Raw genomic sequence first — 24,031 nt, forward strand, 5'->3', positions numbered from 1 at the left:
ATAAAAAAACAATTCGATTTATTATTTACTATACCCCGATATAATTTTGCCATGTCTACCGTAAACCTCAAAGTCAAAGTATGGCGCGGAGCCGAGCAAGGCGAGTTTGTTGAATACCTTGTGCCGCGTAATTCCAATCAAACCGTTTTGGATGTAGTGACCTACATTCAGCGTAAATTAGATCCGACGCTTAGCTATCGTTTTGCTTGTCGAGTCGGGATGTGCGGTTCATGCGCGATGACGGTCAATGGAGTGGCCCGCTGGACCTGCCGTACCCACGTTGCAAAAATTGTGGAGGGCGATTCCCTTGAGATTGCGCCACTGAATAACTTACCCGTCATTAAAGACCTCGCAACGGATATGCGTGAGTTTTTTAATAAATGGAAAGGGGCAGTTGGGTTTTTTAAGGGTGAGCAAACGCGCCACGATGATTTTGCTATCGTCAAACCGGATTCAGAGGAGCGCCAACTAGCCAATGCAGGCATTGAATGCATAGGCTGTGCTGTCTGCTATGCATCATGCGATGTGGTGGCCAGTCGCTCTGATTATTTGGGACCAGCTGCGCTCAATCGCGCTTGGACTCTGACCAACGATGTGCGCGATACGCAACAATTGGATCGACTGCGTGCAGTGGCAGGCGATGCGGGTTGCCATACCTGCCATACCCATGGCAGTTGTACAGAGCGCTGCCCGAAGCAGCTAGAGCCGACTGCTGGTATTTCGGGATTAAAAAAGCTGGTAGCTAGGGCTGCTGTGCGTGGTACGAAGTGGGGTAAGTTGTGAGTTTGACGATTAGTAATACCGCGCTACTCCAAGCGAGACTCTGGTATGCCCAGCGCATCAGTGCCATGGTGCTCGGATTGTGTGTGGCCATTCATTTATTCATTATGTTTTACGCCATCCGTGGTGGCCTTACTGCGGGCGAAATCTTAGGCCGCACTCAGGGTAATTGGCTGTTTGCTATTTTTTATGAAGTATTTGTATTGGCATGCTTAGTGCATGCGCCGATTGGTTTGGCCAATATTTTGCGTGAGAACTTTCCGCGCTCTAGCGGATTGATCGTATTGCCCTGGATCTTGGCCGTCCTAATATTGGTATTGGGAACTACTGCTGTAATTGGTGTCTTTACGGGCGGAGTAGGGCGATGAGTAGTAGACCAAGGCTGGATCACCGCGCTAAATCGCACCTGTCGTACTTTATCTATATGGCACACCGGATTTCAGGCCTATTGCTTGCCTGTTTTTTGCCCATTCACTTCTTTTTATTGTCCCAGTCCCTGTTTGGGGCAGATGAGCTCGACCGCTACTTGAAGTTGACTGATTTTTGGGTAGTGAAATTCGGTGAGTGGGGTTTGGTGACTCTATTAACAGTTCACCTTGTAGGTGGCGTTCGCCTGCTGATGATTGAGTTTGGCACGTGGCGTGGATTACGTAAGGGCTGGATTCAGGCGGCCATCGTTATCTCGATTATTTCCGGCCTATTATTTTTAGCTTTAGCAGATTAATTGGGGGCAGTATGCAGTTACAGATGAATATGGTTGAGGATGCATGTAAAGAGCTATACATCCGCGCCTTAAAAAAATTACCAGACGATGTCAAGCAAGGCATCGATCGCTTGAACCAATCTGAGACAGATCAGCGCGCTCAGGTTGTCTTGCAAACCATGGTCACGAATATCGCTGTAGCTGAGCGGGAAGACAATTTACTCTGTCAGGATACGGGCTTACCGATCTATAACGTGAAGATTGGCCGTAATGTCGAGTTTGATGGTATGGCATTAAAAGCCGCGATTCGTAAAGGGTGTGAGCGCGCTACTACGGAGTATCCACTCCGCTCTTCGGTAGTGCATCCAATCACACGTAAGAATAACCATACATCCTGCGGCATTGATATGCCGGCAATACACCTTGATTTTTGTTCTGACAATGAGGTAGTTGAGATTGAAATGATTCCAAAGGGCAGCGGCTCAGAGAACAACTCTTATCTCAAGATGGCCATCCCTGCAGAAGGTATTTTGGGGGTGAAGGCATTTGTGATTGAGAGTGTTGTAGCCTCTGGTGGAAAGACCTGCCCACCCACCATCGTTGGGGTCGGCGTTGGCGGAACATCAGATCAGTGCGTGGCCATGGCTAAGCGGGCTGCCACACGCCCAATTGGCAGCGCCTGTGCCGATGCGGAGGGCGCAAAGCTGGAGCAAGAATTAAGTGCTGCGGTCAATCGACTTGGCATTGGCCCGCAAGGCTTGGGTGGTGACGGCACTGCGTTTGCAGTCCATGTCGAATTGGCTGCAACCCACATTACGATGAACCCAGTAGCGGTCAATATGCAATGCCATTCGGCAAGACGTGCGCGTGCCACCTTCACGCCGAATGGTGTTGAGTACGGATTTTAGGATCAGAAATGGCACATTACTATTTACCCACCCCTGTCAGCGAAGCCGATATCCGTCGCTTAAAAATCAACGATACAGTAACGCTACAAAATACCCTCTTTGGCATTCGGGACGCCACTCAGATTCATATGTTTGATCATGATCGCAAGACCAAGTTTGATCTAACTGGCCATGCCGTGATTCATACTGCGCCTAATGTTCGCAAGGTGCCAATCAGCCCTGAATTTCCAGCGGGGTATGAGCCTATTTGCATCGGTACAACCACGTCCGATCGCATGGAGCGCTTCACTCAGCCACTGATGGCTCAGAATGGTGTGCGCATGATTGTGGGTAAAGGGGGTATGCGCGAAGGCTCCTCCAAGGCATTTGCCGAGCTCGGCGGTGTGTACTTGGCGATTATTGGCGGCACTGCTGCCTTAGAAACGACTTGGATTGAGCAAATCGAAGACGTCGATATGGATGATCTCAATCCTGAGTCACTCTGGCGATTTAAGATTCGTGACTTTGGCCCACTCTTGGTGGCGATGGATAGCCACGGCGGCAGCATCTATCAAGAAGTCAAAGGTGACGTTGCGCGTAACAAGGTTGATGTACTCAAAAGCTTAGGAATCGAATCATGAATGCGCCCCTCAATATCAAGACCTTAGAAACGGATATCTTAATTTTGGGTTCCGGCGGGGCAGGTCTTTTTGCGGCCCTCCATGCCCATCAAACCAACCCCAATTTACATATTACGATTGCGGTTAAAGGCCTTTTAGGTAAATGCGGTTGTACCCGCATGGTGCAAGGTGGATATAACGTAGCCTTGGCTGAGGGTGATTCGGTGGAGCGTCATTTTATGGACACCATCGAAGGCGGTAAGTGGTTATGTGATCAAGACTTGGCATGGACTCTAGCAAGTATTTCGGTAGAGCGCATTCGGGAACTTGAGAATGAACTGGGATGCTTTTTTGATCGTAACCCCGATGGCACGATTCATCAAAAAGCCTTTGCAGGCCAGACCTTCGATCGCACTGTACACAAAGGCGACTTAACTGGCATCGAAATTATTAACCGTTTGGCCGAGCAGGTATGGGCGCGCGGCATCCATCGCCTGGAGGAATTCCGTGCGGTGGAGTTAATCCACAGTGAAGACGGGAAGTCGCTAGCAGGCGTTCTCATGCTGGATATGCAAACGGGGCAATTTACCTTGGTTCGTGCCAAAGCAGTTTTACTGGCTACCGGCGGTGGACCCACGATGTACAAATACCATACCCCATCGGGCGATAAGAGTTGCGATGGCTTGGCGATGGCACTCCGAGCAGGCTTGGTATTGCGCGATATGGAGATGGTGCAGTTTCATCCTACTGGACTTTTGGCAGGGCCTGACACCCGCATGACCGGCACCGTTCTTGAAGAGGGCTTGCGTGGGGCAGGTGGATACTTGCTGAACGGCAATAAAGAGCGCTTTATGGGCAATTACGATTCTCGGAATGAGCGTGCAACCCGCGACATTGTCTCGCGCTCGATTAATTCGGAGATTCGGGAGGGGCGAGCAACACCCAATGGTGGCGTTTACATCCAGATGAGTCACCTCGGCCCTGATAACGTGCGTAAATTATTTAAAGGAATGGTTGAGCGCTGTGCTGATAGCGGTTTTAATTTAGCTGAAGATATGGTCGAAGTTGTTCCAACTGCTCATTACATGATGGGTGGCCTCATATTCAGGCCGGATTGCAGTACCGATTTGCCTGGCTTATTTGCCGCCGGCGAAGATACGGGTGGGGTACATGGCGCTAACCGCTTGGGCGGTAATGGCGTAGCTAATTCCACTGTATTTGGCGGTATTGCCGGCGATGTCATGGCTAAGTGGGTTGTCAATCAACCCTTGGCCCAGTGCAACATGGAAGAAGTGGCTGCAAGTATCAAAGCACATGAAGCGCCGCTGGAGCGTGCGCCGGGCAATATTGAGCAAATCCGTGATGCGCTAGCCGAAGTGATGTGGGATGACGTTGGGATTTCGCGCACTAAAGAAAGTTTGTATCGGGCCCGAACAAAACTAGACGAGTTAGATCGCTCTCTAAATCAGATGGGTGTTGGAGATTTACAGCGTGCATACAATCTGACATGGCAAGACTGGATGAATTTACGCAATCTCATTTTGGTAAGCAAATCGGTGACGGAGGCTGCGATTTCCCGGGAAAACTCACGTGGCGCCCATTACCGTGAGGATTTTCCAGAACCTGGCGACTTAGATACGTCCTACTTTACCGCGGTGAAGCTATCGAATGAGCAGTTGCTGATTGAAAATAGACCGGTATTGTTTAATCGCGTAAAGCCCGGTGAAACTATTCTGGTTGAAGAGTTGATTTAATTTTCACTGAAAAAGCAGAAGGTAAATTATTTTAGAAATTCTGCAGCCCATCCCGGTAACGCTTGCGGTACTGATTATCTTTTGCGCCTATTTTATATTCGGCGTATCTGGTTTTGGCTCATCTATCGTTGCAGTTCCTTTGTTAGTTCAACTTTTTCCGTTGACTACCGTAGTCCCCATGATGGTTTTAATGGATATTTGCGCTTCTCTCTATTTGGGCAGGAAATCGTCTAACGAGGCAGATAAAAAAGAGCTACTTTGGCTTTTTCCGTTTACTTTAGTGGGTATGGTGATTGGCATCACTCTATTGATCAATGCACCAAGCGAACCGTTGCTGGTTATTCTCGGAATATTTGCCGGGGCAAATGGCTTAAGGGTGCTCACCAAGAAAAAAGTAGATCTACGTACACCGATTTCGAAGTGGTGGGCAATGCCGTTCGGATTTTTTGGCGGCATCTTTACCGCCTTATTCGCCACCGGGGGTGCAATTTATGCATCCTATCTGGAAATGCGCATGCGAGATCCGCGCATGCTCAGGGCGACTATGGCTTTTGCAATTTTAATTTTGACGGGGATGCGATTTGTATTCATGCTGGTATCGGAATTGCTCTTGCATGCAGACGTGATGTTGCTAGCGGTATGTATGCTGTTGCCAATGATTACAGGTTTGTGGGCCGGCTCAAAAGTGCATAGCAAGCTGAGTAGCTCAAGCATTCTCAAAATTTATGGCGGTATTTTGCTGTTTTCAGGGGCGATGCTATTGCTAAGGGAGCTTCCGAAGTTAGTTCGGATTTTGTAAAACGATTTTATTTGGATTCATAATGCAGTGCGGATCCAGACTGCGTTTAATCGATTGCATCAGAGTCATCTCAGTTAATGATTTACGCTCAAGTAACTCCGTCACCTTGGCTTGACCAATTCCATGTTCTGCTGAAAATGAGCCTTGGTGTAAATAGACCCGATCATGAACTAGGTGATTAATTTCATTGCGTCTGTCTGGCAACAGGCTAGATGAATCCAGGCTAAGGCCTACTAGGTTGTAGTGCAAATTACCGTCGCCAAGGTGCCCAAATACAATCACCTCGGTATCGGGCCACTTTTCCTTGAGTTTTAAATTAGTGCTATCAATAAATGCTGCCAGTTCTGAAATGGGCAAGGAAATATCATGCTTTATAACGTTCCCCAATTGCAGCTGGGCCTCTGGAATGGTTTCACGAATTTCCCACATTGATTTCGATTGCTGTATTGATTCAGCTACGATGCCTTCGACAATAAGCGAGGAGTCCATAGCATCAAGTAAGAGATTCTGAGTTTCTAATCTAATCTTGTCCTCGGAGTCCATGCTCGAGAGCTCGATTAGTACAATCCAATCTGCCGGATTTGCCAGTAGTTGCTGGGCCAATACAAATCGCTCAGATACCAACTCCATTGCTCGATTTGATATTAGTTCAAATGCCGTTAGGTCGGCACTGCACCCCTTTTGCACTTGCTGAAATAGGGCAATACTCGATGCAATATCATTTACTTTCACAAGGGCAGTGATCTTTGTTTTAGGCAGTGGGAAGACTTTTAAGGTCGCAGCGGTAATGATCCCGAGCGTCCCCTCTGATCCAATAAAGAGATCTTTTAATGAATAGCCAGTATTGTCTTTTCGAAGACTTCGTAGGCCATTCCAGATTTCGCCGCTTGCGGTAACCACCTCTAGCCCTAGAGTCAGGTCGCGCATATTTCCATACCGAAGAACTTGAACCCCGCCTGCATTGGTCGCTAGGTTGCCACCAATCGTGCAGCTGCCTTCTGCCGCTAAGCTAAGCGGAAATAAGGTGCCATGCTCTAACGCTGCATCCTGAACCTGCTTTAATATCGCCCCAGCCCCAACGGTGATAGTGGAGTTTTGAATGTCAACATCGAAAATCTGATTCAATCGATTCAATAAGATGATGACCGAATCTCCGGTGTTATCTGGCGTAGCACCACCGCACAAGCCGGTGTTACCGCCTTGCGGCACGATTGATATCCGATGCGTGTTGCAAATTTTGACAAGGCTAGCCACTTCGGCCGTATTGCCCGGCTTTAAGACAGCTAGCGCCTTGCCTGTATAACGCTTTCCCCAATCTGTTAGGTATGGATCTTTATCCTCATCTTTATCAAGCACGTATTGTTTTCCAATAGCGCTCTCAAATTCTGAAAGAACAGACTGAATGGGCATGTCTAATCTAGCTGCGTCGAATGCTTGGGGCTGGCACTCCATCGATCATGATGTTTAAGCATGACGGTAGCTTACTAGCGATTGCCCGATGCGCTGCCGGTAATACCTGTTCTTTTTCGGTGACCAGCTCTCCAAAACCACCAAAGGCAGCGCAGACTTTTTCATAATGGGTTGGTAGTAATTCACAGCCGATGACACGGGCTTGACCATACTCTCTGATTTGGATTTGATGTTCGGCGTTCCAGCACGCGTCGTTACCAACGATCAATAAGAAGGGTAGCTGATAGCGGACCGCCGTATCAATTTCCGAACTATGAAAGCCAAAGGTGCCATCACCCACAACTGCAACAACAGGGGCACCAGGCCTAGCTAAACTAGCGGCCGTAGCAAATGGCAATCCCGCACCAATCGACCCAGCAACGCCATTGATGACACGATTTGGTGCTTTTAAGCATGCTTGAGCCCACTGACCAATCTCACCGCCATCGCTCACTAAAACAGATTCGGGATGGCTATCCAAGATTGCCTGCAATGGGGCCAATGCTTGGGCTGGATGCAACTTATTTGGGCTTGAAGGGGCGCTACTCCAGGCAGCAGGGCGATAAGCAATTGCTGCATGAACCTCGGTTTGCCATTCACGCGCTACGCTAGCTGTGTGTCCATTTAATTCGATGATGGCCTGGATGGCGCTATGCACATCGGTGCATGCAGATAGTTGAAGTTTTGAGCCAACCGCTCTTTTAGTACGCTCAATCTCCGTTATTTCGGGATCGATTTGAAAAAATACGCAGTCTTGATTAAAGTTTGGCGCCTTACCAAATTTCAGAGTGAAGTCTAGCTTTTTACCTAGCAGCAAGACGCAATCGGATTGAGCGAGCACTTCAGAAAACGCTCCCAAACAAGGATCCCCAATACCTCTTGGGCTTTCCATACCGATGACCGGGATACCCAAAGAGGCCTCTAGGCTGGCTAACACTTTACGACCAGCCTGTGATTGCATCATCGGTCCTGTTAATACTAAGGGCTTCTTTGCTTTGAGTAACGCAGTAATCATTTCATTGATTACTAGTTTGTCTGCCTTCATCGGAATGGGTTCAAAATCAGCCGCCTTTGGCATTGATGTGCTGCTATCAAAGGCATTATCTAAAACATCCGAGGGGAGGCTAATGTGTACTGGACCAGGCCTACCCGACTTCGCAATTGAAACGGCTTTTGCAAAATCGCTCGGTAGTTCAGATACGCTTTTACAAACCCAAGATGCCTTTGTTAGCGGGGCGGCAATATCAACTTGCGCCATCTCTTGAAATGCGCCCATTCCCAGTTGATTGATAGGCGCATGTCCTGATAGCAGTACAAGTGGTGATTCAGCCATTCCTGCAGTGTAGAGCGCAGACACTGCATTGGCATGACCGGGACCGCCAGTAACCATGGCAATACCAATTTCTCCCGTGAGCCTTGCCCATGAGTCAGCCATATGAACTGCTGCAGCCTCATGTCGGGTATGAATCAGCTTGATTTTATGATCATATACAGCATCAAAAATAGGCATGATGTGGTTACCAGAGAGAGTGAATACATTACTTACTCCAGCAGTCTGCATCGATTCAACCAATGCATCGGCGCCACGTTTTATTTTGGTAGACATTGTTTACTCTTTAAAAATAACGACTTGATGTTCAATTTTCTTATCTGATAAAAAAGCCACGACTTTCATCGTGGCTTTGATAGTCTATTTTGCAATAATTAATTGGCAGTTAAGTTGCGTGCCTTAATTACTTTTTCCCATTTTGCAGATTCAGATGCAATCTGTGCCTCTAGTTCTTTAGTGGTGTTAAGAACAGGAGTAAGGCTATTAATTTCTAAGCTCTTCTGCATTGCTTCTGTTTTGACAGCTTTCACGGCCGCTTCGTAAATCTTATCTCTGATGATTTTTGGTGTATTGGATGGTGCCATTAAGGCAAACCAGCCGACATTTTCAAAACCTGGCAGTGATGCCTCTGAAACAGTAGGTATGTTCGGAAGCTGAGCTAAGCGTTTTGCACTAGTTACTGCTAAAGCTTGAATTTGGCCATTGCGAACGAAGCCCGTAGATGCAGGTACGTTACAAGCGCAAAAATCAATTTGCCCAGCCACTAAATCCGTTAACGCTGCTGCTTCGCCTTTATAGGGGATATGGGTTGCATTGATTCCTGCTGCTGTAATGAAATTCTCTCCAGCCAAATGGACCTGGCTGCCGATACCGGCTGATCCGAAATTGAGATTTCTAGTTTTTGCTAAGGCTATTAGCTCATTTAAGTTCTTTACGCCCAGCTTAGGATTAACAGAAATAATCATAGGGCCACTAGCTAGAGTGGTAATAGGTGAAAAATCTGTCCCATAATTAATGCTCATCTTTTTATACATGTATGGGTTGACGGTAAGCATGCTGCCAGAAGCCAGTAAAAGCGTGTAGCCGTCTGCTGGCGATCGTGCAACTGCCTCAGCTCCGATATTTCCACCGGCACCGCCGCGATTTTCAACAATCACATTTTGTCCCAATACGGTACTCATTTGCTGAGCTAAGATGCGGCCCAAAATATCGGTCGTACCACCTGCCGCAAATGGGATGATTAATTTGATTGGCTTGGTTGGCCAGCTCTGGGCTTGTGCCATTGTGCTGACGCCCGCAATTAGCATCAAACCAAACAGCTTGATGGCATTTCTTTTCATAAAACTAATCTGCTTCGTAAACATGCGGCTCTCCTATTGATTTAAATTCCAAAACTTTTATTTTTTTTGGCGCTTCTTCTTTTACTTTTAATTCAACACTTAAACGATACAAGGAAAACATAAAAAAGACTTGGGTATTGCAAGACATCTAAATCATCTATATGATGTAGATATGTCATCTATTCTCATCTCTGAGTTCATTACAAGTCAAGCCCTAGAAACCCTCCGTGCTAGCCATGAGGTTATTTATGCGCCTGAGATCTACAAGCAACGAGCAGAATTAATTTCTGCATTGCAGCATTCTGATGCCCTTATTGTTCGTAATTTGACCCAGGTCAATCAAGAGCTTTTAAATGGGGCACCAAATCTAAAAGTGGTGGGCCGCCTTGGTGTGGGTCTCGAGAATATTGAATTGCCTGCATGTGCGCAGCGCAATATAAAGGTGATTCCTGCAACGGGAGCGAATGCGGAGTCGGTCGCGGAGTACGTGATTGGTACGGCCCTCGCATTAACGCGTGGCTTTTTACCGGCCACAGCACAAACCTTAAGCGGTGGCTGGCCGCGCCCTCATTTTTCTGGATACCATGAGTTCACCGGAAAGACCTTGGGTGTTGTTGGCTTTGGCAGCATTGGTCGCGTCACAGCGCAAAAGGCACTTGCCTTTGGCTTGAAATGCCTTGCTTATGATCCCATGCTATCTGGTCAGTCGGTCGATGTTGGCGGCACCGCCGTCCCGCTGGTCACGCTTGATGCCCTATTGGCGTCCAGTGATGCAGTTACTTTGCATCTGCCCCTTTTGCCAGAAACCCGTGGCCTATTTTCAGCAGCAAGTTTAGACAATATGAAGCACGGCGCCTGCTTAATTAATACAGCGCGCGGCGGCATTGTGGATGAAAAAGCCTTAGCTGAGCGTTTGCGCTCTGGCCGCTTAGGTGGTGCAGCCTTGGATGTATTTGAAAAAGAGCCGGCGACAGACCTTTCTCACTTCGCTGGATTAAGTAACCTCATTGCAACGCCACATATTGCAGGGGTGACAAGTGAGAGTAATGATCGCGTTAGCCAGATGATTGCAGATGAGGTAATTCAGTTTTTGAGGAACAGCAAATGAAGATGACATTCGATCAGATTGTTGAGTTGGCATCATCTGGTTTGCGAGCCAGCGGCATTGATCGCAAAGCGGCAATCGAAACAGCCGAATTTTTAGCCTTAGCCGAAGCGGATGGTTTAGCATCGCATGGCTTAGCTCGGGTGGGACAGTATGCCGGGCATGCCATGAATGGCCGCATTGAGTTAAATGCAAGGCCACAGGTAAAGCGATTTAAAACCGCTGCCGCCTTAGTAGATGCATGCGATGGTCTCGCATTTCCAGCGCTTAAACTGGCGACGGATTTGTCGGTTAATTTGGCCTCCAAAAATGGCATAGGGCTTGTGGCCGTTACCAATAGCCATCATTTTGGAGTCGCAGGTCATTACACTGAGGCAGCTGCGCGCGCTGGCTATATCTCCTTGCTCTTTGGTAATACCCCCGCGGCTATGCCAATGGCGGGCGGCAGTAAAGCCATCTTTGGTACCAACCCCTTGGCGGCAGCATTTCCGGTGGCCAAAGCAAATCCGCTTGTCATTGATATGTCCTTGTCTGCTGTAGCTCGTGGCAAGCTGCTCGTTGCTGCAAAAAAGGGCGAGCCGATTCCGGAAGGGTGGGCGTTAACCATCGACGGCAAACCCACCACCGATCCGAATGAAGGTCTTAAGGGCCTCATGGTTCCAATGGGCGGAGATAAAGGCGCTTTATTAGCATTGATTGTGGAGCTGCTCGTCGTTGGACTATCGGGGAGCCGTTTTTCATATGAAGCTGATTCCTTCTTTGATGCGCAGGGCAATCGCCCCCGTATTGGCCAGCTGCTTTTAACCATTGATCCGGGCCTTGCCGGTGGGCAGGTATTTGCAAATCGTATGAGCGATTTTTTAAAGACATTGGCCACCGATGCGGGCGTTCGATTGCCAGGGCAGCGTCGCTTTAAACAGCGAGCAAATGCCTTGGATGGTGGAATTGAGGTTGCAGATGCAGTACTAGAAGAAATTCAATCCGGCATTCGTCGGAATTGGGCGAAGTAGTTTATATAACAATTTTTAAGGAGCAATAAATGATCCACTTTGTCGTGCATGAGCCAGGAGATGTTGTTGGTGTAGTGGTAGTCGAAAACATTAAAGCTGGAACAGAATTAACCGGCTGGGTAATGGAAGGCGACACTACCTTAACCATTAAGTCTGAAAGTGATATTCCAATCGGACACAAGATTGCATTAAAACCCTTGGTTGCCGGTGATACGGTAATTAAATACGGTGTAGATATCGGCAAAGTAGTTGCCCCTATCAAAAAAGGAGAGCACCTCCACGTTCAAAACGTAAAGACCAAGCGCTGGTAATCCAGTTTTTGCAACCTTATTTACTTGGAAAGATTAAAGATGATCAATTTAAAAGAAGCAACATTTATGGGCTATCGCCGTGAAAACGGACGCATGGGAATTCGCAATCACGTCGTTATCCTTCCTCTGGATGACCTATCGAATGCAGCCTGCGAGGCAGTTGCGAACAACATTAAAGGCACTATTGCAATTCCCCACCCATACGGTCGTTTGCAGTTTGGTGCCGACTTGGACCTCCATTTCCGCACGCTGATTGGCGCTGGCTGCAATCCGAACGTGGCAGCAGTGGTAGTGATTGGTATTGAAAGTCAGTGGACTGGCAAGGTAGTAGAAGGAATTAAGGCCTCTGGAAAGCCAGTTGAGGGTTTTTGGATTAGCGGCAATGGCGATACAGCAACTATTACTGCAGCCAGTAAATCTGCTTACAAAATGGTTAAGCATGCTTCAAAGCAGCAGCGTGTTTCGGCTCCGTTGTCAGAGCTCTGGGTTTCAACCAAATGCGGCGAATCCGATACAACCTCTGGCTGTGCTTCAAATCCAGCAGTAGGCAATGCATTTGATCGCTTGTATGAAATTGGCTCCACATTGGTGTTTGGTGAGACAACCGAACTAACGGGTGGCGAGCACTTAGTCGAAGCCCGCTGTCGGACTCCTGAGGTCAAAAAGAAGTTTCGTGAGATGTTTGACCGCTACCAAGGTGTGATTGAGCGTAATAAAACTAGCGATTTATCTGATTCGCAACCAACCAAAGGAAACATTGCTGGCGGCTTGACTACGATTGAAGAAAAAGCCTTAGGTAACATCCAGAAAATTGGTAAGAAATGCGTTGTGGATGGGGTGCTTGATAAGGCAGAAACGCCTACTATTCCAGGACTGCACTTTATGGACTCCTCCTCAGCTGCCGCTGAAATGGTGACTTTGTGCGCAGCTTCTGGATTTGCCGCTCATCTCTTCCCAACCGGACAAGGTAATGTGATTGGCAATGCAATCCTTCCCGTTATCAAGTTATGTGCGAATCCAAGGACGGTTCGTCTTATGTCAGAGCATATTGATGTTGATGTATCTGGTTTATTGCGCCGCGAGGAAACGCTGGATTCAGCTGGAGAGAAGCTCATCGATTCCCTGTTGCGAACTGCAAACGGCGAATTAACTGCAGCTGAAATCTTGGGCCACCGCGAGTTTGTGATGACCCGTCTGTATGAGTCTGCATAAGTCTTACTAGTATGAAGTCCCTGACCGCTTATCAAGAGGTGAAACAAAAAATCACCGAAGATTTGGTCAGGGGCCGTTTTCCGATGGGGCAGGCTCTGCCTGCTGAAAAAGATTTTGCAAAAGAATTGGATGTATCGATCGGCACGCTGCGCAAAGCAGTGGATGAGCTGGTAGCAGATGGCATTGTTACGCGGCGCCAAGGAAAAGGGACGTATGTAGTTGAGCACGACCTAAAGCGGCTCCTCTATTACTTTTTTCATGTTGTGCGTCACGATGTTGATAAAAAAGTCTATCCCAAAGTGGAGCTGGCCAGTTTTTTATCTGCATCCGCCAATAAAGAAGAGTCTCTTAAGCTTGCAATTAAAGAGGGCTCGCCCGTATGGCGTATTACGAATCGACTTTATCTGGATGGCCAGTGCGTCATGATTGATCAAATTACCTTAGACAAAATGCGTTTTAAAAAATTAACGCGTGAGGATTTTGCCGCTAGGGAAGGCAGTATTTATCAGTTGTATCAAATGCATTATGGGCAAACGGTAGTGCGGACTAATGAGCGTTTGCGCGCTGCGCTTCCGAACAAACAGTATGCCGAATGGCTAAATCTCACTCCAGGTTCCCCCGTTCTTGTCATACGACGCGTTGCGCTTGGTATACAAGATGAGCCACTGGAATGGCGTATATCGACTTTGAATACCACTAGCCATGAGTATTTCAGCGAGCTAGTGGCTTAGTGAGCTTAATAAACCCTGAGTAATTTACAGTTGTTTTTGGAGTTCTTGAGCCCATGCGTTCATCAGCTTAACTGGCGCATCGTTTTCATTCCAGCTGAGTCGTTTTGAAAAGTACCCGCGCATTTCTTGTCCAATGCCGCAGCCCCATACCCTAATCTGATTTTGATTTTCTGCCCACTTAAGGGCAAGTTTCAGGTGGTCCATCAGATAGTCTTCATCTTCATTGGCTTGCTGAGTAGCCCGATCCATGGGGCACCCATCCGATAGCAAAATAATATGATGCTTGAATTCATCGAGCGCTAAATCAGAGATGCTCAATTGGGGTTTAAACGATAAACTCCGCTTAGCAGCCCATAGCAGAGCCTCGCCATCCAGACTCTCTTTATAGATATCTGGTTTCATCATGCCTGCAATACTTAGGCGGGAATTTTTCCAGCTAGTTTTGAAGTCCTTAAAAATCCAATGCGCCTGTTCACTGAGGCGCCCAGGATTTTTGGGTTTTCCGGCAGAGTGCCATTTTTTGATGCACTGCCCGCCGTTCCAACTGGCAGTTGTATAGCCAAGCACTTCACAGGGGATATTTGCTTTATCTAAAATCCGCACCATGATATCGACCCATGCCGCCATAAACAGGCGATTTTCTTTCATCGAGCCGGAGCAATCAATTAAAAAGCTGACGGTCGAATCAGGCTTGGGCGCTGCATATTCTTTCTGATAAATGGAGGATGCATTTTGGGATGCAATCACCCTACTCAGTTGTTTTCGGTTGAGAAGTCCCTCTTCTGATGATTCCCACCCATTTCGAACCGGTTTGGAAAAGAGCGTTCCATAGGTTTTAATGAGCCGTAACCATGGGATCGACCAGCTATGAATGGTTTCATCGATTTCTTCCCGAAAGGCGATGAGTTGAGCTACCCGCATGGTATCTAGGGGCTTCATTTCAACATCAAATGATCGATCAAAAATGCGGTATTTACTGAGCGCGCGCTCGTACAATGCATTTTGCTGGCCTACGCCATTTGGATGGGGGCTGTTTTCTGCGATCGGATGCTTTTGTTCATCCGAAAATTCCCATGGAATTTGAAACTGATTTTTACTGGCGTTTCTGCGCTTGATGCGAATGCTAGGTACCGCTTGATATTCTTTGGCGACCAAGTTCGAAACTAGCTCAGCCATTTCCAAAGCGGGCTCAGCGAATTTTTCTTGGTCAAAGCGATTTTGTTTGAGCCTTTCTAGTAGAGGCCCAGTTTCGCTATAAAGCTCTGCTCGTGGTATTTCAATCGTATCTTGCATTAACTGCGGCAGGGGTGCATTGTTTAGGCGCGACCAGGCTCCACCAAATATCGCCAAGAGCAATAAGTTAATGCTGCCTTCAGTGCCGCCCTTGGCCATAAATTGCTGTAACCAAGCAACAAAGTGGCTTTGAACATTTTGTCTCGCTCCAGATAAGCCAGCAGGGCAAATGCTTTCAATGCGAATTTGTTCTAATACTTCAAAGACAAGAGAGCCGATTAAATCCAATGGCTGCATTTTGCGGTGCAGGGCTAAATCAGAGTGCGCAATACGTAAGCCTAGACCATCCAGCATGCCGCGATGATTTGACCAGGACTCAAAGAAATGAATGGGATTGAGGTGCGGTGCTAACTGACCAATCAATTCATCGTTTTGGTAAAAATTCCAATCGCGCACATTGACGTGGGGATCGCCTGAAATCGAGCGAACGATCGCCCCATAGCGCTCTTGGATTAATAGGTCTTCAGAAGAAAGGAGTTGCAAGGCGTAGAGCTCGCGCTAGTCGGAGGATGGAGCCGTAATGCTGAGGGCGCTATTAAAACAGCGTTGATAGTATTCGCCGATGAGTAATTTTTCCTCGAAATCGCATTTATTCAAGAAGGCTAAACGGAATGCGGTCTCCAGGTCACCAAAGATGGTCCAGTTTTCAGCCCACGTAATGACCGTTCTGGTTGACATGAGGGTAGATAAATCACCCGCAGCAAAGCCTTTGCGCGTAAGGTTGGCTAGTGCAATCATTTGACCAGCAATTGCCGCATGCTCTGGTGCATTTAATAGCGGTACTTTTGCTTTGATGATTCGTTCTTCAGCCTGCGGCTCGAGGTAATTGAGTGCTGCCACAATATCCCAGCGATCCATCTGCCCCTGATTTAGTAGCTGCGTTCCATGGTAAATGTTGTTCCAATTTCCTAAGCCAACCGTGTTGCTGGTTGCAAAAATTCTAAAATACGGGTGTGGCTCGATGACGCGATTTTGATCAAGCAAGGTGAGGCGGCCTTCGCGCTCCAACATGCGCTGAATCACAAACATGACATCCGGCCTACCGGCATCGTATTCATCCAGTACCAGGGCAACCGGTCTCTGCAATGCCCATGGGATGAGACCCAACTGAAAGTCGGTTACTTGCTTGCCGTCTTTTATAGTGATGATGTCTTTACCCAATAGGTCCATGCGGGTAATTTGCCCATCCAAATTAATGCGAAGGCAGGGCCAGTTTAGGCGCGCTGCCACTTGTTCAATGTGGGTCGATTTACCTGTGCCATGCATGCCTTGTAACAACACTCTGCGGTTAAATCGAAATCCAGCCAATAGCGCAATCGTTGTGTCGGCGTCTAATTGATAGTTTGGATCGACCGCTGGAACGAGATCGCTGTGCTCTGAAAAGTGTGGCACATCAAAATCGCATTTGAAATGGCATTCAGGAAAGAGTGCTTTTGCCGACAGGGAGGTATCCGGCTGTAAAGTCATGAGCTCTGCTAATTCAGGGGTGTTGGGCATGTGTTTTCCAAGTCTTTACAATCGGCAACAAAAGAATATGTTCAATTAATTGGTGAATATCATTCCACTTTTTAATTTTTTCTAAGGGATTTCCCGCAATTTAATCAAATTTTCTTTAATTGTAGAACAATTTGTTCCATTTTATTGAGAAAGTGGTAAAATTTCATTCATTATTACAGCATCACCCTGGCTTTTCTTATTTTCTAACGATACATGGAGAGTTTTATGTCGAAATCAGATCACGCAGTCGTAGTTGGCCCACAGAAGATGACGCCTTCAGAGGCTTTTGTGGAAACAATGGCCGCGAACGGCGTTACTGACACCTTCGGCATTATGGGGTCGGCATTTATGGATGCGATGGATATTTTTGCACCCGCTGGCATTCGTTTAATTCCGGTCGTGCATGAGCAGGGTGCAGCCCACATGGCTGATGGCTACTCTCGCGTAAGTGGTCGTCATGGCGTTGTTATTGCTCAAAACGGCCCAGGCATTAGCAATTGCGTCACTGCCATTGCTGCGGCTTACTGGGCTCACAGCCCAGTAGTTATGATTACTCCAGAGACTGGAACCATGGGCATGGGACTTGGTGGTTTTCAGGAAGCAAATCAATTGCCAATGTTTGAGGAATTCACGAAATATCAGGGGCATGTGAATAATCCTAAGCGGATGGCAGAGTACACCGGCCGTTGCTTTGATCGCGCTATGTCCGAAATGGGACCAACCCAATTAAATATTCCACGGGATTATTTTTACGGAGAAATTGAGGTTGAGATTCCTCAGCCGAATCGACTGGATCGCGGTCCAGGTGGCGAGAACAGCCTCAATGAAGCGGCTGAGTTGCTGGCCAAAGCAAAATTTCCAGTGATCATCTCTGGCGGCGGCGTTGTGATGGGCGATGCGGTTGAGGAGTGCAAGGCATTGGCTGAGCGCCTTGGCGCCCCGGTAGTGAATAGCTATCTCCATAATGACTCGTTCCCGGCAAGCCATCCTCTATGGTGCGGACCACTGGGATATCAAGGCTCGAAAGCCGCTATGAAGCTAATGGCGCAGGCCGATGTGGTGGTTGCCTTGGGTTCCCGCTTGGGACCGTTCGGTACATTGCCACAACATGGCATGGACTATTGGCCAAAAAATGCCAAGATTATCCAGATTGACGCCGATAACAAAATGCTGGGCCTCGTGAAGAAGATTTCCGTTGGCATTTGCGGTGACGCTAAGGCAGCAGCAATTGCATTAACGCAGCGCCTTGCAAACAAAACCTTGGTTTGCGATGCGACTAAAGCAGAGCGCGCTAAAACCATCGCGGCCGAGAAAGCGTCCTGGGAAAAAGAGCTGGATGAATGGACGCATGAGCGCGATGCATTCAGCCTTGACATGATTGAGGAGCAAAAAAAGGAGCGCACTCCTACTGGTGGAAATTACCTCAGCCCAAGACAGGTATTGCGGGAGCTCGAAAAGGCAATGCCAGCCGATGTAATGGTTTCGACTGATATTGGCAATATTAATTCGGTTGCCAACAGTTACTTGCGGTTTGAAAAACCCCGTAGCTTTTTTGCTCCCATGAGTTTTGGTAATTGCGGTTACGCTCTGCCCACAATCATTGGTGCGAAGGTTGCCGCTCCAGACCGCCCAGCAATTGCCTATGCAGGTGATGGTGCATGGGCAATGAGTATGGTTGAAATCATGACAGCAGTTCGTCACAACATCCCAGTCACAGCGGTCGTGTTCCATAACCGCCAGTGGGGCGCTGAAAAGAAAAACCAGGTTGATTTTTACAATCGCCGGTTTGTTGCTGGAGAATTAGAGAGCCCTAGTTTTGCAGGCATTGCTCAATCCATGGGCGCTGAGGGCATTGTGGTTGACCAGCTTGATCAGGTCGGTCCAGCGCTTAAAAAAGCAATTGATATGCAAATGAACGAAGGAAAAACCTGCGTACTCGAGATTATGTGTACTCGGGAATTGGGTGACCCATTCCGCCGTGATGCATTATCAAAGCCAGTTCGCTTCCTCGAGAAATACAAAGACTACGTCTAAGTGTTGTGTGCTCCCATTGCGGATCTGATCCGCTAGGGAGTTTAAAAAATCGAGTGGTATGCCGATAAGTCCGGTCGCAATCCGCTGCCGGACTTATTTTTTGAGACAGTGCCAATCGTAATAAAGCAAATTGGATATTCATCTGGCGGCAGTTTAAAAAGCTGCCTGAGGCGCTGGCTTGTGATTGCTTTGCCGCTTGATAGGCCTGATCCAAAGCCAAGCGCATGGGCTGATAAAAGAATGTTTTGAATTGCACAGCCCAAGGAGATCATCTTCTCATGTTCGCTAACGCCATCTGGAGTAATGCCGAGCTTGGCAACAGCAAGAAGCAGTAGAGGGCCACGAAGGGCCTTATCGTGTGCTTCCTGCAGTTCAATGGGGCTGGCCTGCGGATCTCTTTCCAGTAGGCATTCCTTAAAGACGGAGCCCAATCGAGAGCGGCTTGATTCACAGATTTCAATAAAGTGCCACGGCATATTGCGGCCGTGGTCTGGCGCAGCCTTTGCGGATTCGAGCATGCGTTTTTTTTGCTCTGCGCTAGGACCAGGCTCAATTAGGCGCTTTGGCGAAACATGAACCCGTCCATGAATTAAGACGTCCGCATAGTCTTCAAGCAGCATCGACTAAATACTGCCTAGGAAATCCGTTGGTAGTACAAATTTTGCGGGTGATTTGCATCTGCAAAGAAGAGAAACCGCTCTGCCATTAAGCCGCAACAATGAATCGCAAATGCGACAAAAATCCAGCCAGCCTGATCCTGGCTGATTGCGAATACAAGGGTAATCAGCGGCAGAATGTAGGCGGCGATGAGTGAAATGCGTCGCAAATTACGGATCACCAAATCGCTTTGATGATGAAAAAACTCCTTGGTATTAAAGCTCCCGCCAGTCATTCCCATGGATGTTTGGCGAACATTACTTGCTTTGAGTCCAGTAGCAGAGTTAATAGTTGAAATCGGGCGAAGATTTCGATTGCGCTTCCAAATCCAGAGCTTGATGACCATCGCTGCAGCTATCAAAATAAAGCCAACTTGGCTTAAGGCGAGGACAGATATCGTTTCGGATCCAAACCAAATGAGAAGCAGGGTAGATAGCAGCATCCAGCCCGATGCCAAACCAAGAATAATGAAATTAATGATGGTCGAGAAGTGAGCCCACTCTTGAATAAAACGAATGCATTGGTAGATTTTGGCCGTACAGACCCATAATGCAAACGATGCAGCAATGAGGGCACCCCAAACCCAGGAACTGCTCTGTCCTAGGAATGCGAAGAAGAGGGCGAGGCAAGTAATGCCGATGAAAATCGGCAGAATAATGACTTCACGTGACAGCCAAGAGGTGCGCCACATTAATACAGCGCGCCAGGCTCTTTCAGGATGGCCTAAGTGAAACATGGATGAAATTAAGCCAATCATGAGCAGAACCAATGAAATCGGCAATGCGAGCATGGCCAAGAAGTCATCCGGCAAGCCGCCTTGACCAATGCTCATGAGGCCTATAAAAACCAGCAAGCCTTGGGCCATGCCTGCCAAGGTGGTGAAGAAAATGAGAGAAAAACTAGGATGCATTATTTTCTGCCTTTACTGCATTAATGATTTCGGTAATAGAGCGTGGTAAATAGTGATTAGCTGGCTGTGTTTCCCACTCCGGCATGAGCTTGTAGCCTGAGCGCTTTTCAATTGCCTGGCTTGCCTCTGATTCAGGGTCATGAACATCGCCAAAAATACGAGCGCTGGTCGGGCAGGCGAGAACGCAAGCAGGCTTTCTTTCGCTCTCTGGCAAAGTTTCGCTGTAGATCCGATCTACGCACAAGGTACATTTAGTCATCACTTGGCGTTCTTCATCGAGTTCACGCGCGCCATAAGGACAGGCCCAAGCGCAATACTTGCAACCAATGCATTTGTCGTAATCGACGAGCACGATGCCATCTTCAGCACGTTTGTAGCTGGCGCCGGTGGGGCATACCGGTACGCAGGGAGGGTCCTCGCAGTGCAAGCATGATTTGGGGAAATGCACGGTTTCCATTTTGGGGAAGGTGCCAGACTCATACGTTTGAACCCGGTTGAAAAAAGCACCATTTGGATTCGCGCTATAGGGGTTGAGGTCGGTCAGTGGACCTGCTGAGCCGGATGTATTCCACTCTTTGCAAGAGGTGACGCAGGCATGGCAACCCACGCATACATTGAGGTCAATGACCAAAGCCAGTTGCTTGCGCTTTGGGGCTGACTTTGCAGAAGTGCTGTTATGTTGTGACATAGAAGTTCTATAGAAAAGGTTATTTAGTAATCATTCCGGGTACCCGATGAGCCTTTACTTGTGGCCATGTTTCTTCGGGTTCGTTTTCATCTGCAGCAGCCAACTTGACGCGCACGTCGTACCAGCCCGCTTGTCCTGTGATTGGATCGGAGTTGCTAACTGAAAATCCACCGAGCGAAAGTTCTTCAGAAATCAGGTGATTGAGCAAAAAGCCTTTTTTAGACTCGTCCGAACTGGGATCGAGGCTCCAGGCGGACTCTGCCTTACCAATAGCATTCCATGTCCAAACAGTGCCTGGATCAACGGCTTCGGAGTGGCGAGCCATACACTTCACCTTGCCCCATTGCGATTCAATCCACATCCAAGCGCCATCGTTAATGCCATGCTCTAGTGCGGTTTTGGTGTTGACGTACAGATAGTTATGACTATGAATTTGTCTCAGCCAGGCATTCTGAGAATCCCAAGAGTGATACATCGCCATCGGACGCTGAGTAATTGCGTTTAAGCTGTATTTTTCTAAGTCAGTAACCTCATCTTCGAGAGGTGGATACCAAAATGGCAATGGATCAAAGTATTTGAGGATGCGGGATTTGAGATGCTCGGGAGGACTTGAACCTGGCCGTTGTCCTTTTGCTGCCAAGCGAAATTTTTGCAAAATATCGGAATAAATGGCAATCATGATTGGATCATTTTTTTGGCGCAGCGCATTTGCCTTACTAAAGTCGAGATAGCCCCGATTCCAATTACGCATGTATTGATGCTCTACCGGCATTTTGTAATGAAAGACGCAATTGTTTTCAGCATAGCGTTTCCATTGATCTGGATTTGGCTCGCCGCGCAAACTCTTCTCACCATCTTTACCGCGCCATCCCGCTAAGAATCCAATGCCAGAATTGGGGGCGGTTTCAAAGCGCGTAATAAAGTCTGGGTAGTCTTTAAATTTACGGCCGCCATCTTCTGTAGTAAATGCAGGGAACTTTAAGCGTGAGGCCAATTCAATTAAAACTTCCTGGAATGGCTTGCATTCACCTGTAGTCGGCAAGACCGGAATGCGCACGGAATCAACCGGACCATCGTATTCCGAGATCGGTCGATCCAATAAGCTCATTGCATCGTGGCGCTCTAAATAAGTTGTATCGGGCAGAACGAGGTCGGCAAAATCAACCATTTCCGATTGGAAGGCATCGCACACCACCAGGAATGGGATCTTAAACTCACCATCCGCATTTTTAGAGTTCAAGAGCTCGCGCACTTCCATGGTGTTCATGGTGGAGTTCCATGACATGTTGGCCATAAAGATCATGAGCGTATCAATGGAGTAGGGGTCGCCCTTGACAGCATTGGTAATGACGTTATGCATTAAGCCGTGGGCAGCTAATGGGTGCTCCCAGGTATAGGCTTTATCGATGCGCAGGGCATTGCCTTTGGCATCGAGAGCCAAGTCTTCTGGCTGAGTGGGCCATCCGAGCGGGGCTTTTCCAAGCGGCGTATTCGGTTTGATGTCGTTTTCAGAAGAGGGCGGCTTCACGTTCGGCGGTACTTGCCGTGGGTAAGGCGCTTTATGCCTAAAGCCGCCTGGCCTATCAATCGTGCCAATCAATGACATCAACACAGCCAAGCCACGCGTTGTTTGAAAGCCATTGGAGTGAGCAGCCAATCCGCGCATGGCATGAAAGGCCACTGGCCTTGCGGTAACCGTCTGATGGGACTCACCCCAGGCGTCAGTCCACGCAACGGGCATTTCAAATGCTTGCTCAAATGCAGCTTGACCAATTTCAGTAGCTAATTTTTTAATTCGATCAGCCGGAATGCCGGTAATAGAGGAGGCCCATTCTGGCGTTGTATCTTGCACTTGCTTGCGCAGCAATTCAAATGCGGGCGCTACTTTTTTACCTTGGTGTGGGCCTGGGCCCATGATGAACTCGCCGCAGAGCGTTGGCGATACACCTTTTTCAAAGCAGGGTTTTGCGCTCTGGGTATTGGCATCCCATACGTATTTATTGTGCGGTAAATCGGCATTAATCGGATCAGAGTCGGGGTCAAACAAAAATAGACCTTCCTCGGGCCCTGCATCCAAACAGACCAGCTGACCAGAATTGCTATAGCGCTTTAGGAAGTCCGCATCGTATTGTTCGGTACGAATTAACTCGTGCATGAGGGCCATAAACAGGGCGCCATCTGTGCCTGGTTTAATCGGAATCCATTCATCGGCAATGGCAGAGTAACCGGTGCGTACGGGGTTGATGGATATAAAACGACCGCCTGCTCTTTTAAATTTTGAGAGCGCAATCTTCATTGGATTGCTATGGTGATCCTCAGCAGTACCAATCATGATGAAGAGCTTTGCGTGATCCAGATCGGGCCCACCAAATTCCCAAAAACTGCCACCAATCGTGTAAATCATTCCAGCGGCCATATTGACGGAGCAAAATCCGCCGTGCGCTGCATAATTCGGCGTGCCAAATTGGCGGGCAAATAAACCGGTCAAGGCTTGCATCTGATCGCGCCCAGTAAAGAGAGCAAACTTCTTTGGATCCGTTTCGCGGATCTTTTTTAATCGATCGGTAAGTAATTCAAATGCCTGCTCCCAGCTAATTTCATCAAACTCACCGGCGCCTCGGTCGCTCCCTTTCTTGCGCAGAAGGGGTTTGGTGATGCGCGCCGGAGACTTCTGCTTCATGATGCCGGCCGATCCCTTTGCGCAGATAACGCCTTGGTTCAAGGGGTGCTCTGGGTTGCCATCAATGTAGACCAGTTCACCGTCGCGGAGATGGGCTCGAATGCCGCAGCGGCAGGCGCACATATAGCATGTTGTTTTTTTGATTTCAGTTGCAGCTGCTTGCTTGTGAATCGGATCGTGAATTGGATCTTTGGAAAAAATCTTAAACATGGCTTGGTGGTTTCTTAAGAGGAGATTTAGT

Annotated in this window: 22 protein-coding genes; 13 read left to right on the forward strand and 9 right to left on the reverse strand. The window is 48.0% G+C overall.

Going from position 1 to position 24,031, the window contains the following annotated elements:
• The first annotated feature begins 51 nt into the window (after nucleotides 1-51).
• The 7 genes from Q8M75_RS06070 to Q8M75_RS06100 all read left to right on the forward strand — a co-directional run bounded on the left by Q8M75_RS06070 (nucleotide 52) and on the right by Q8M75_RS06100 (nucleotide 5,543).
• Entirely contained in the window at nucleotides 52-783 is a 732-nt protein-coding gene (locus tag Q8M75_RS06070) for a succinate dehydrogenase/fumarate reductase iron-sulfur subunit (protein WP_108469381.1), read from the forward strand.
• A complete protein-coding gene (locus Q8M75_RS06075; RefSeq protein WP_305487383.1) occupies nucleotides 780-1,148 on the forward strand; it encodes a succinate dehydrogenase in 369 nt (122 codons plus the stop codon). Before Q8M75_RS06070 ends, Q8M75_RS06075 begins: the two co-directional genes overlap by 4 nt.
• Nucleotides 1,145-1,504 (forward strand): succinate dehydrogenase, cytochrome b556 subunit, encoded by a 360-nt coding sequence (gene sdhC / locus Q8M75_RS06080; RefSeq protein ID WP_305487386.1) that lies wholly within the window; start codon nucleotides 1,145-1,147, stop codon nucleotides 1,502-1,504. Before Q8M75_RS06075 ends, sdhC begins: the two co-directional genes overlap by 4 nt.
• An 11-nt stretch (nucleotides 1,505-1,515) precedes the next feature.
• Entirely contained in the window at nucleotides 1,516-2,391 is an 876-nt protein-coding gene (locus Q8M75_RS06085; RefSeq protein ID WP_305487388.1) for a fumarate hydratase, read from the forward strand.
• A gap of 8 nt (nucleotides 2,392-2,399) precedes the next feature.
• Entirely contained in the window at nucleotides 2,400-3,011 is a 612-nt protein-coding gene (locus Q8M75_RS06090) for a fumarate hydratase C-terminal domain-containing protein (protein WP_305487390.1), read from the forward strand.
• Nucleotides 3,008-4,744, forward strand: coding sequence for an L-aspartate oxidase (locus Q8M75_RS06095; RefSeq protein WP_305487393.1), 1,737 nt, complete (start codon nucleotides 3,008-3,010; stop codon nucleotides 4,742-4,744). Before Q8M75_RS06090 ends, Q8M75_RS06095 begins: the two co-directional genes overlap by 4 nt.
• Before the next feature lie 124 nt (nucleotides 4,745-4,868).
• Nucleotides 4,869-5,543 (forward strand): sulfite exporter TauE/SafE family protein, encoded by a 675-nt coding sequence (locus Q8M75_RS06100; RefSeq protein WP_371131774.1) that lies wholly within the window; start codon nucleotides 4,869-4,871, stop codon nucleotides 5,541-5,543.
• On the opposite strand, the gene Q8M75_RS06105 is transcribed toward Q8M75_RS06100, so the two are convergent.
• The 3 genes from Q8M75_RS06105 to Q8M75_RS06115 all read right to left on the reverse strand — a co-directional run bounded on the left by Q8M75_RS06105 (nucleotide 5,526) and on the right by Q8M75_RS06115 (nucleotide 9,686).
• Complete coding sequence (locus tag Q8M75_RS06105; RefSeq protein WP_305487395.1) at nucleotides 5,526-6,953, reverse strand: FAD-binding oxidoreductase; 1,428 nt, start codon at nucleotides 6,951-6,953, stop codon at nucleotides 5,526-5,528. The genes Q8M75_RS06100 and Q8M75_RS06105 overlap by 18 nt on opposite strands.
• 7 nt (nucleotides 6,954-6,960) lie before the next feature.
• Entirely contained in the window at nucleotides 6,961-8,598 is a 1,638-nt protein-coding gene (locus Q8M75_RS06110) for a thiamine pyrophosphate-binding protein (RefSeq protein WP_305487397.1), read from the reverse strand.
• 98 nt (nucleotides 8,599-8,696) lie between these two features.
• Nucleotides 8,697-9,686 (reverse strand): Bug family tripartite tricarboxylate transporter substrate binding protein, encoded by a 990-nt coding sequence (locus Q8M75_RS06115; RefSeq protein ID WP_371131755.1) that lies wholly within the window; start codon nucleotides 9,684-9,686, stop codon nucleotides 8,697-8,699.
• Nucleotides 9,687-9,834: 148 nt separating this feature from the next.
• On the opposite strand from Q8M75_RS06115, the gene Q8M75_RS06120 reads away from it, so the two are divergent.
• The 5 genes from Q8M75_RS06120 to Q8M75_RS06140 are packed head-to-tail and all read left to right on the forward strand — an operon-like array spanning nucleotide 9,835 to nucleotide 14,031.
• A complete protein-coding gene (locus Q8M75_RS06120; protein WP_305487400.1) occupies nucleotides 9,835-10,770 on the forward strand; it encodes a hydroxyacid dehydrogenase in 936 nt (311 codons plus the stop codon).
• Nucleotides 10,767-11,777: an Ldh family oxidoreductase gene (locus Q8M75_RS06125; RefSeq protein WP_305487402.1), complete on the forward strand. Its 1,011-nt coding sequence runs from the start codon at nucleotides 10,767-10,769 to the stop codon at nucleotides 11,775-11,777. Before Q8M75_RS06120 ends, Q8M75_RS06125 begins: the two co-directional genes overlap by 4 nt.
• A gap of 29 nt (nucleotides 11,778-11,806) precedes the next feature.
• Nucleotides 11,807-12,088 carry a UxaA family hydrolase gene (locus tag Q8M75_RS06130; protein ID WP_305487404.1) on the forward strand — a complete coding sequence of 94 codons (282 nt, stop codon included), beginning with the start codon at nucleotides 11,807-11,809 and terminating at the stop codon, nucleotides 12,086-12,088.
• Nucleotides 12,089-12,127: 39 nt separating this feature from the next.
• Nucleotides 12,128-13,300: a UxaA family hydrolase gene (locus Q8M75_RS06135; RefSeq protein WP_305487405.1), complete on the forward strand. Its 1,173-nt coding sequence runs from the start codon at nucleotides 12,128-12,130 to the stop codon at nucleotides 13,298-13,300.
• Nucleotides 13,301-13,311: 11 nt separating this feature from the next.
• Nucleotides 13,312-14,031 (forward strand): GntR family transcriptional regulator, encoded by a 720-nt coding sequence (locus Q8M75_RS06140; RefSeq protein ID WP_305487407.1) that lies wholly within the window; start codon nucleotides 13,312-13,314, stop codon nucleotides 14,029-14,031.
• A gap of 24 nt (nucleotides 14,032-14,055) precedes the next feature.
• Here the strand turns inward: Q8M75_RS06140 and Q8M75_RS06145 are convergent, their stop codons facing one another.
• On the reverse strand, nucleotides 14,056-15,807 hold the full coding sequence (locus Q8M75_RS06145; protein WP_305487408.1) for a hypothetical protein: 1,752 nt from the start codon (nucleotides 15,805-15,807) through the stop codon (nucleotides 14,056-14,058).
• A 15-nt stretch (nucleotides 15,808-15,822) separates the two neighbouring features.
• Entirely contained in the window at nucleotides 15,823-16,821 is a 999-nt protein-coding gene (locus tag Q8M75_RS06150; protein ID WP_305487410.1) for an AAA family ATPase, read from the reverse strand.
• Nucleotides 16,822-17,046: 225 nt separating this feature from the next.
• On the opposite strand from Q8M75_RS06150, the gene xsc reads away from it, so the two are divergent.
• A complete protein-coding gene (gene xsc, locus Q8M75_RS06155; RefSeq protein WP_305487413.1) occupies nucleotides 17,047-18,855 on the forward strand; it encodes a sulfoacetaldehyde acetyltransferase in 1,809 nt (602 codons plus the stop codon).
• A 41-nt stretch (nucleotides 18,856-18,896) separates the two neighbouring features.
• Here the strand turns inward: xsc and Q8M75_RS06160 are convergent, their stop codons facing one another.
• Genes Q8M75_RS06160 through Q8M75_RS06175 form a run of 4 tightly spaced genes read right to left on the reverse strand, consistent with a single transcriptional unit; the run spans nucleotide 18,897 to nucleotide 24,000 of the window.
• A complete protein-coding gene (locus Q8M75_RS06160) occupies nucleotides 18,897-19,475 on the reverse strand; it encodes a nitroreductase (protein WP_305487415.1) in 579 nt (192 codons plus the stop codon).
• A 14-nt stretch (nucleotides 19,476-19,489) separates the two neighbouring features.
• Entirely contained in the window at nucleotides 19,490-20,422 is a 933-nt protein-coding gene (locus tag Q8M75_RS06165; RefSeq protein ID WP_305487416.1) for a DmsC/YnfH family molybdoenzyme membrane anchor subunit, read from the reverse strand.
• A complete protein-coding gene (locus tag Q8M75_RS06170; RefSeq protein ID WP_305487418.1) occupies nucleotides 20,412-21,110 on the reverse strand; it encodes a 4Fe-4S dicluster domain-containing protein in 699 nt (232 codons plus the stop codon). The genes Q8M75_RS06165 and Q8M75_RS06170 overlap by 11 nt, the downstream gene beginning before the upstream one ends.
• A 19-nt stretch (nucleotides 21,111-21,129) precedes the next feature.
• On the reverse strand, nucleotides 21,130-24,000 hold the full coding sequence (locus Q8M75_RS06175; protein ID WP_305487420.1) for a molybdopterin oxidoreductase family protein: 2,871 nt from the start codon (nucleotides 23,998-24,000) through the stop codon (nucleotides 21,130-21,132).
• Nucleotides 24,001-24,031: the final 31 nt, after the last annotated feature.

The organism is Polynucleobacter sp. (genome assembly GCF_030693775.1).
GTDB lineage: Bacteria > Pseudomonadota > Gammaproteobacteria > Burkholderiales > Burkholderiaceae > Polynucleobacter.

Coding starts and splice junctions, on each gene's coding strand:
- Q8M75_RS06140 (WP_305487407.1), top strand. CDS start 13,312: ATGAAGTCCCTGACCGCTTATCAAGAGGTGAAACAAAAAATCACCGAA.
- Q8M75_RS06110 (WP_305487397.1), bottom strand. CDS start 8,598: ATGTCTACCAAAATAAAACGTGGCGCCGATGCATTGGTTGAATCGATG.
- Q8M75_RS06105 (WP_305487395.1), bottom strand. CDS start 6,953: ATGCCCATTCAGTCTGTTCTTTCAGAATTTGAGAGCGCTATTGGAAAA.
- Q8M75_RS06160 (WP_305487415.1), bottom strand. CDS start 19,475: ATGCTGCTTGAAGACTATGCGGACGTCTTAATTCATGGACGGGTTCAT.
- Q8M75_RS06135 (WP_305487405.1), top strand. CDS start 12,128: ATGATCAATTTAAAAGAAGCAACATTTATGGGCTATCGCCGTGAAAAC.
- Q8M75_RS06070 (WP_108469381.1), top strand. CDS start 52: ATGTCTACCGTAAACCTCAAAGTCAAAGTATGGCGCGGAGCCGAGCAA.
- Q8M75_RS06170 (WP_305487418.1), bottom strand. CDS start 21,110: ATGTCACAACATAACAGCACTTCTGCAAAGTCAGCCCCAAAGCGCAAG.
- Q8M75_RS06150 (WP_305487410.1), bottom strand. CDS start 16,821: ATGCCCAACACCCCTGAATTAGCAGAGCTCATGACTTTACAGCCGGAT.
- Q8M75_RS06095 (WP_305487393.1), top strand. CDS start 3,008: ATGAATGCGCCCCTCAATATCAAGACCTTAGAAACGGATATCTTAATT.
- sdhC (WP_305487386.1), top strand. CDS start 1,145: ATGAGTAGTAGACCAAGGCTGGATCACCGCGCTAAATCGCACCTGTCG.
- Q8M75_RS06120 (WP_305487400.1), top strand. CDS start 9,835: ATGTCATCTATTCTCATCTCTGAGTTCATTACAAGTCAAGCCCTAGAA.
- Q8M75_RS06125 (WP_305487402.1), top strand. CDS start 10,767: ATGAAGATGACATTCGATCAGATTGTTGAGTTGGCATCATCTGGTTTG.
- xsc (WP_305487413.1), top strand. CDS start 17,047: ATGTCGAAATCAGATCACGCAGTCGTAGTTGGCCCACAGAAGATGACG.
- Q8M75_RS06130 (WP_305487404.1), top strand. CDS start 11,807: ATGATCCACTTTGTCGTGCATGAGCCAGGAGATGTTGTTGGTGTAGTG.
- Q8M75_RS06175 (WP_305487420.1), bottom strand. CDS start 24,000: ATGTTTAAGATTTTTTCCAAAGATCCAATTCACGATCCGATTCACAAG.
- Q8M75_RS06090 (WP_305487390.1), top strand. CDS start 2,400: ATGGCACATTACTATTTACCCACCCCTGTCAGCGAAGCCGATATCCGT.
- Q8M75_RS06115 (WP_371131755.1), bottom strand. CDS start 9,686: ATGTTTACGAAGCAGATTAGTTTTATGAAAAGAAATGCCATCAAGCTG.
- Q8M75_RS06165 (WP_305487416.1), bottom strand. CDS start 20,422: ATGCATCCTAGTTTTTCTCTCATTTTCTTCACCACCTTGGCAGGCATG.
- Q8M75_RS06085 (WP_305487388.1), top strand. CDS start 1,516: ATGCAGTTACAGATGAATATGGTTGAGGATGCATGTAAAGAGCTATAC.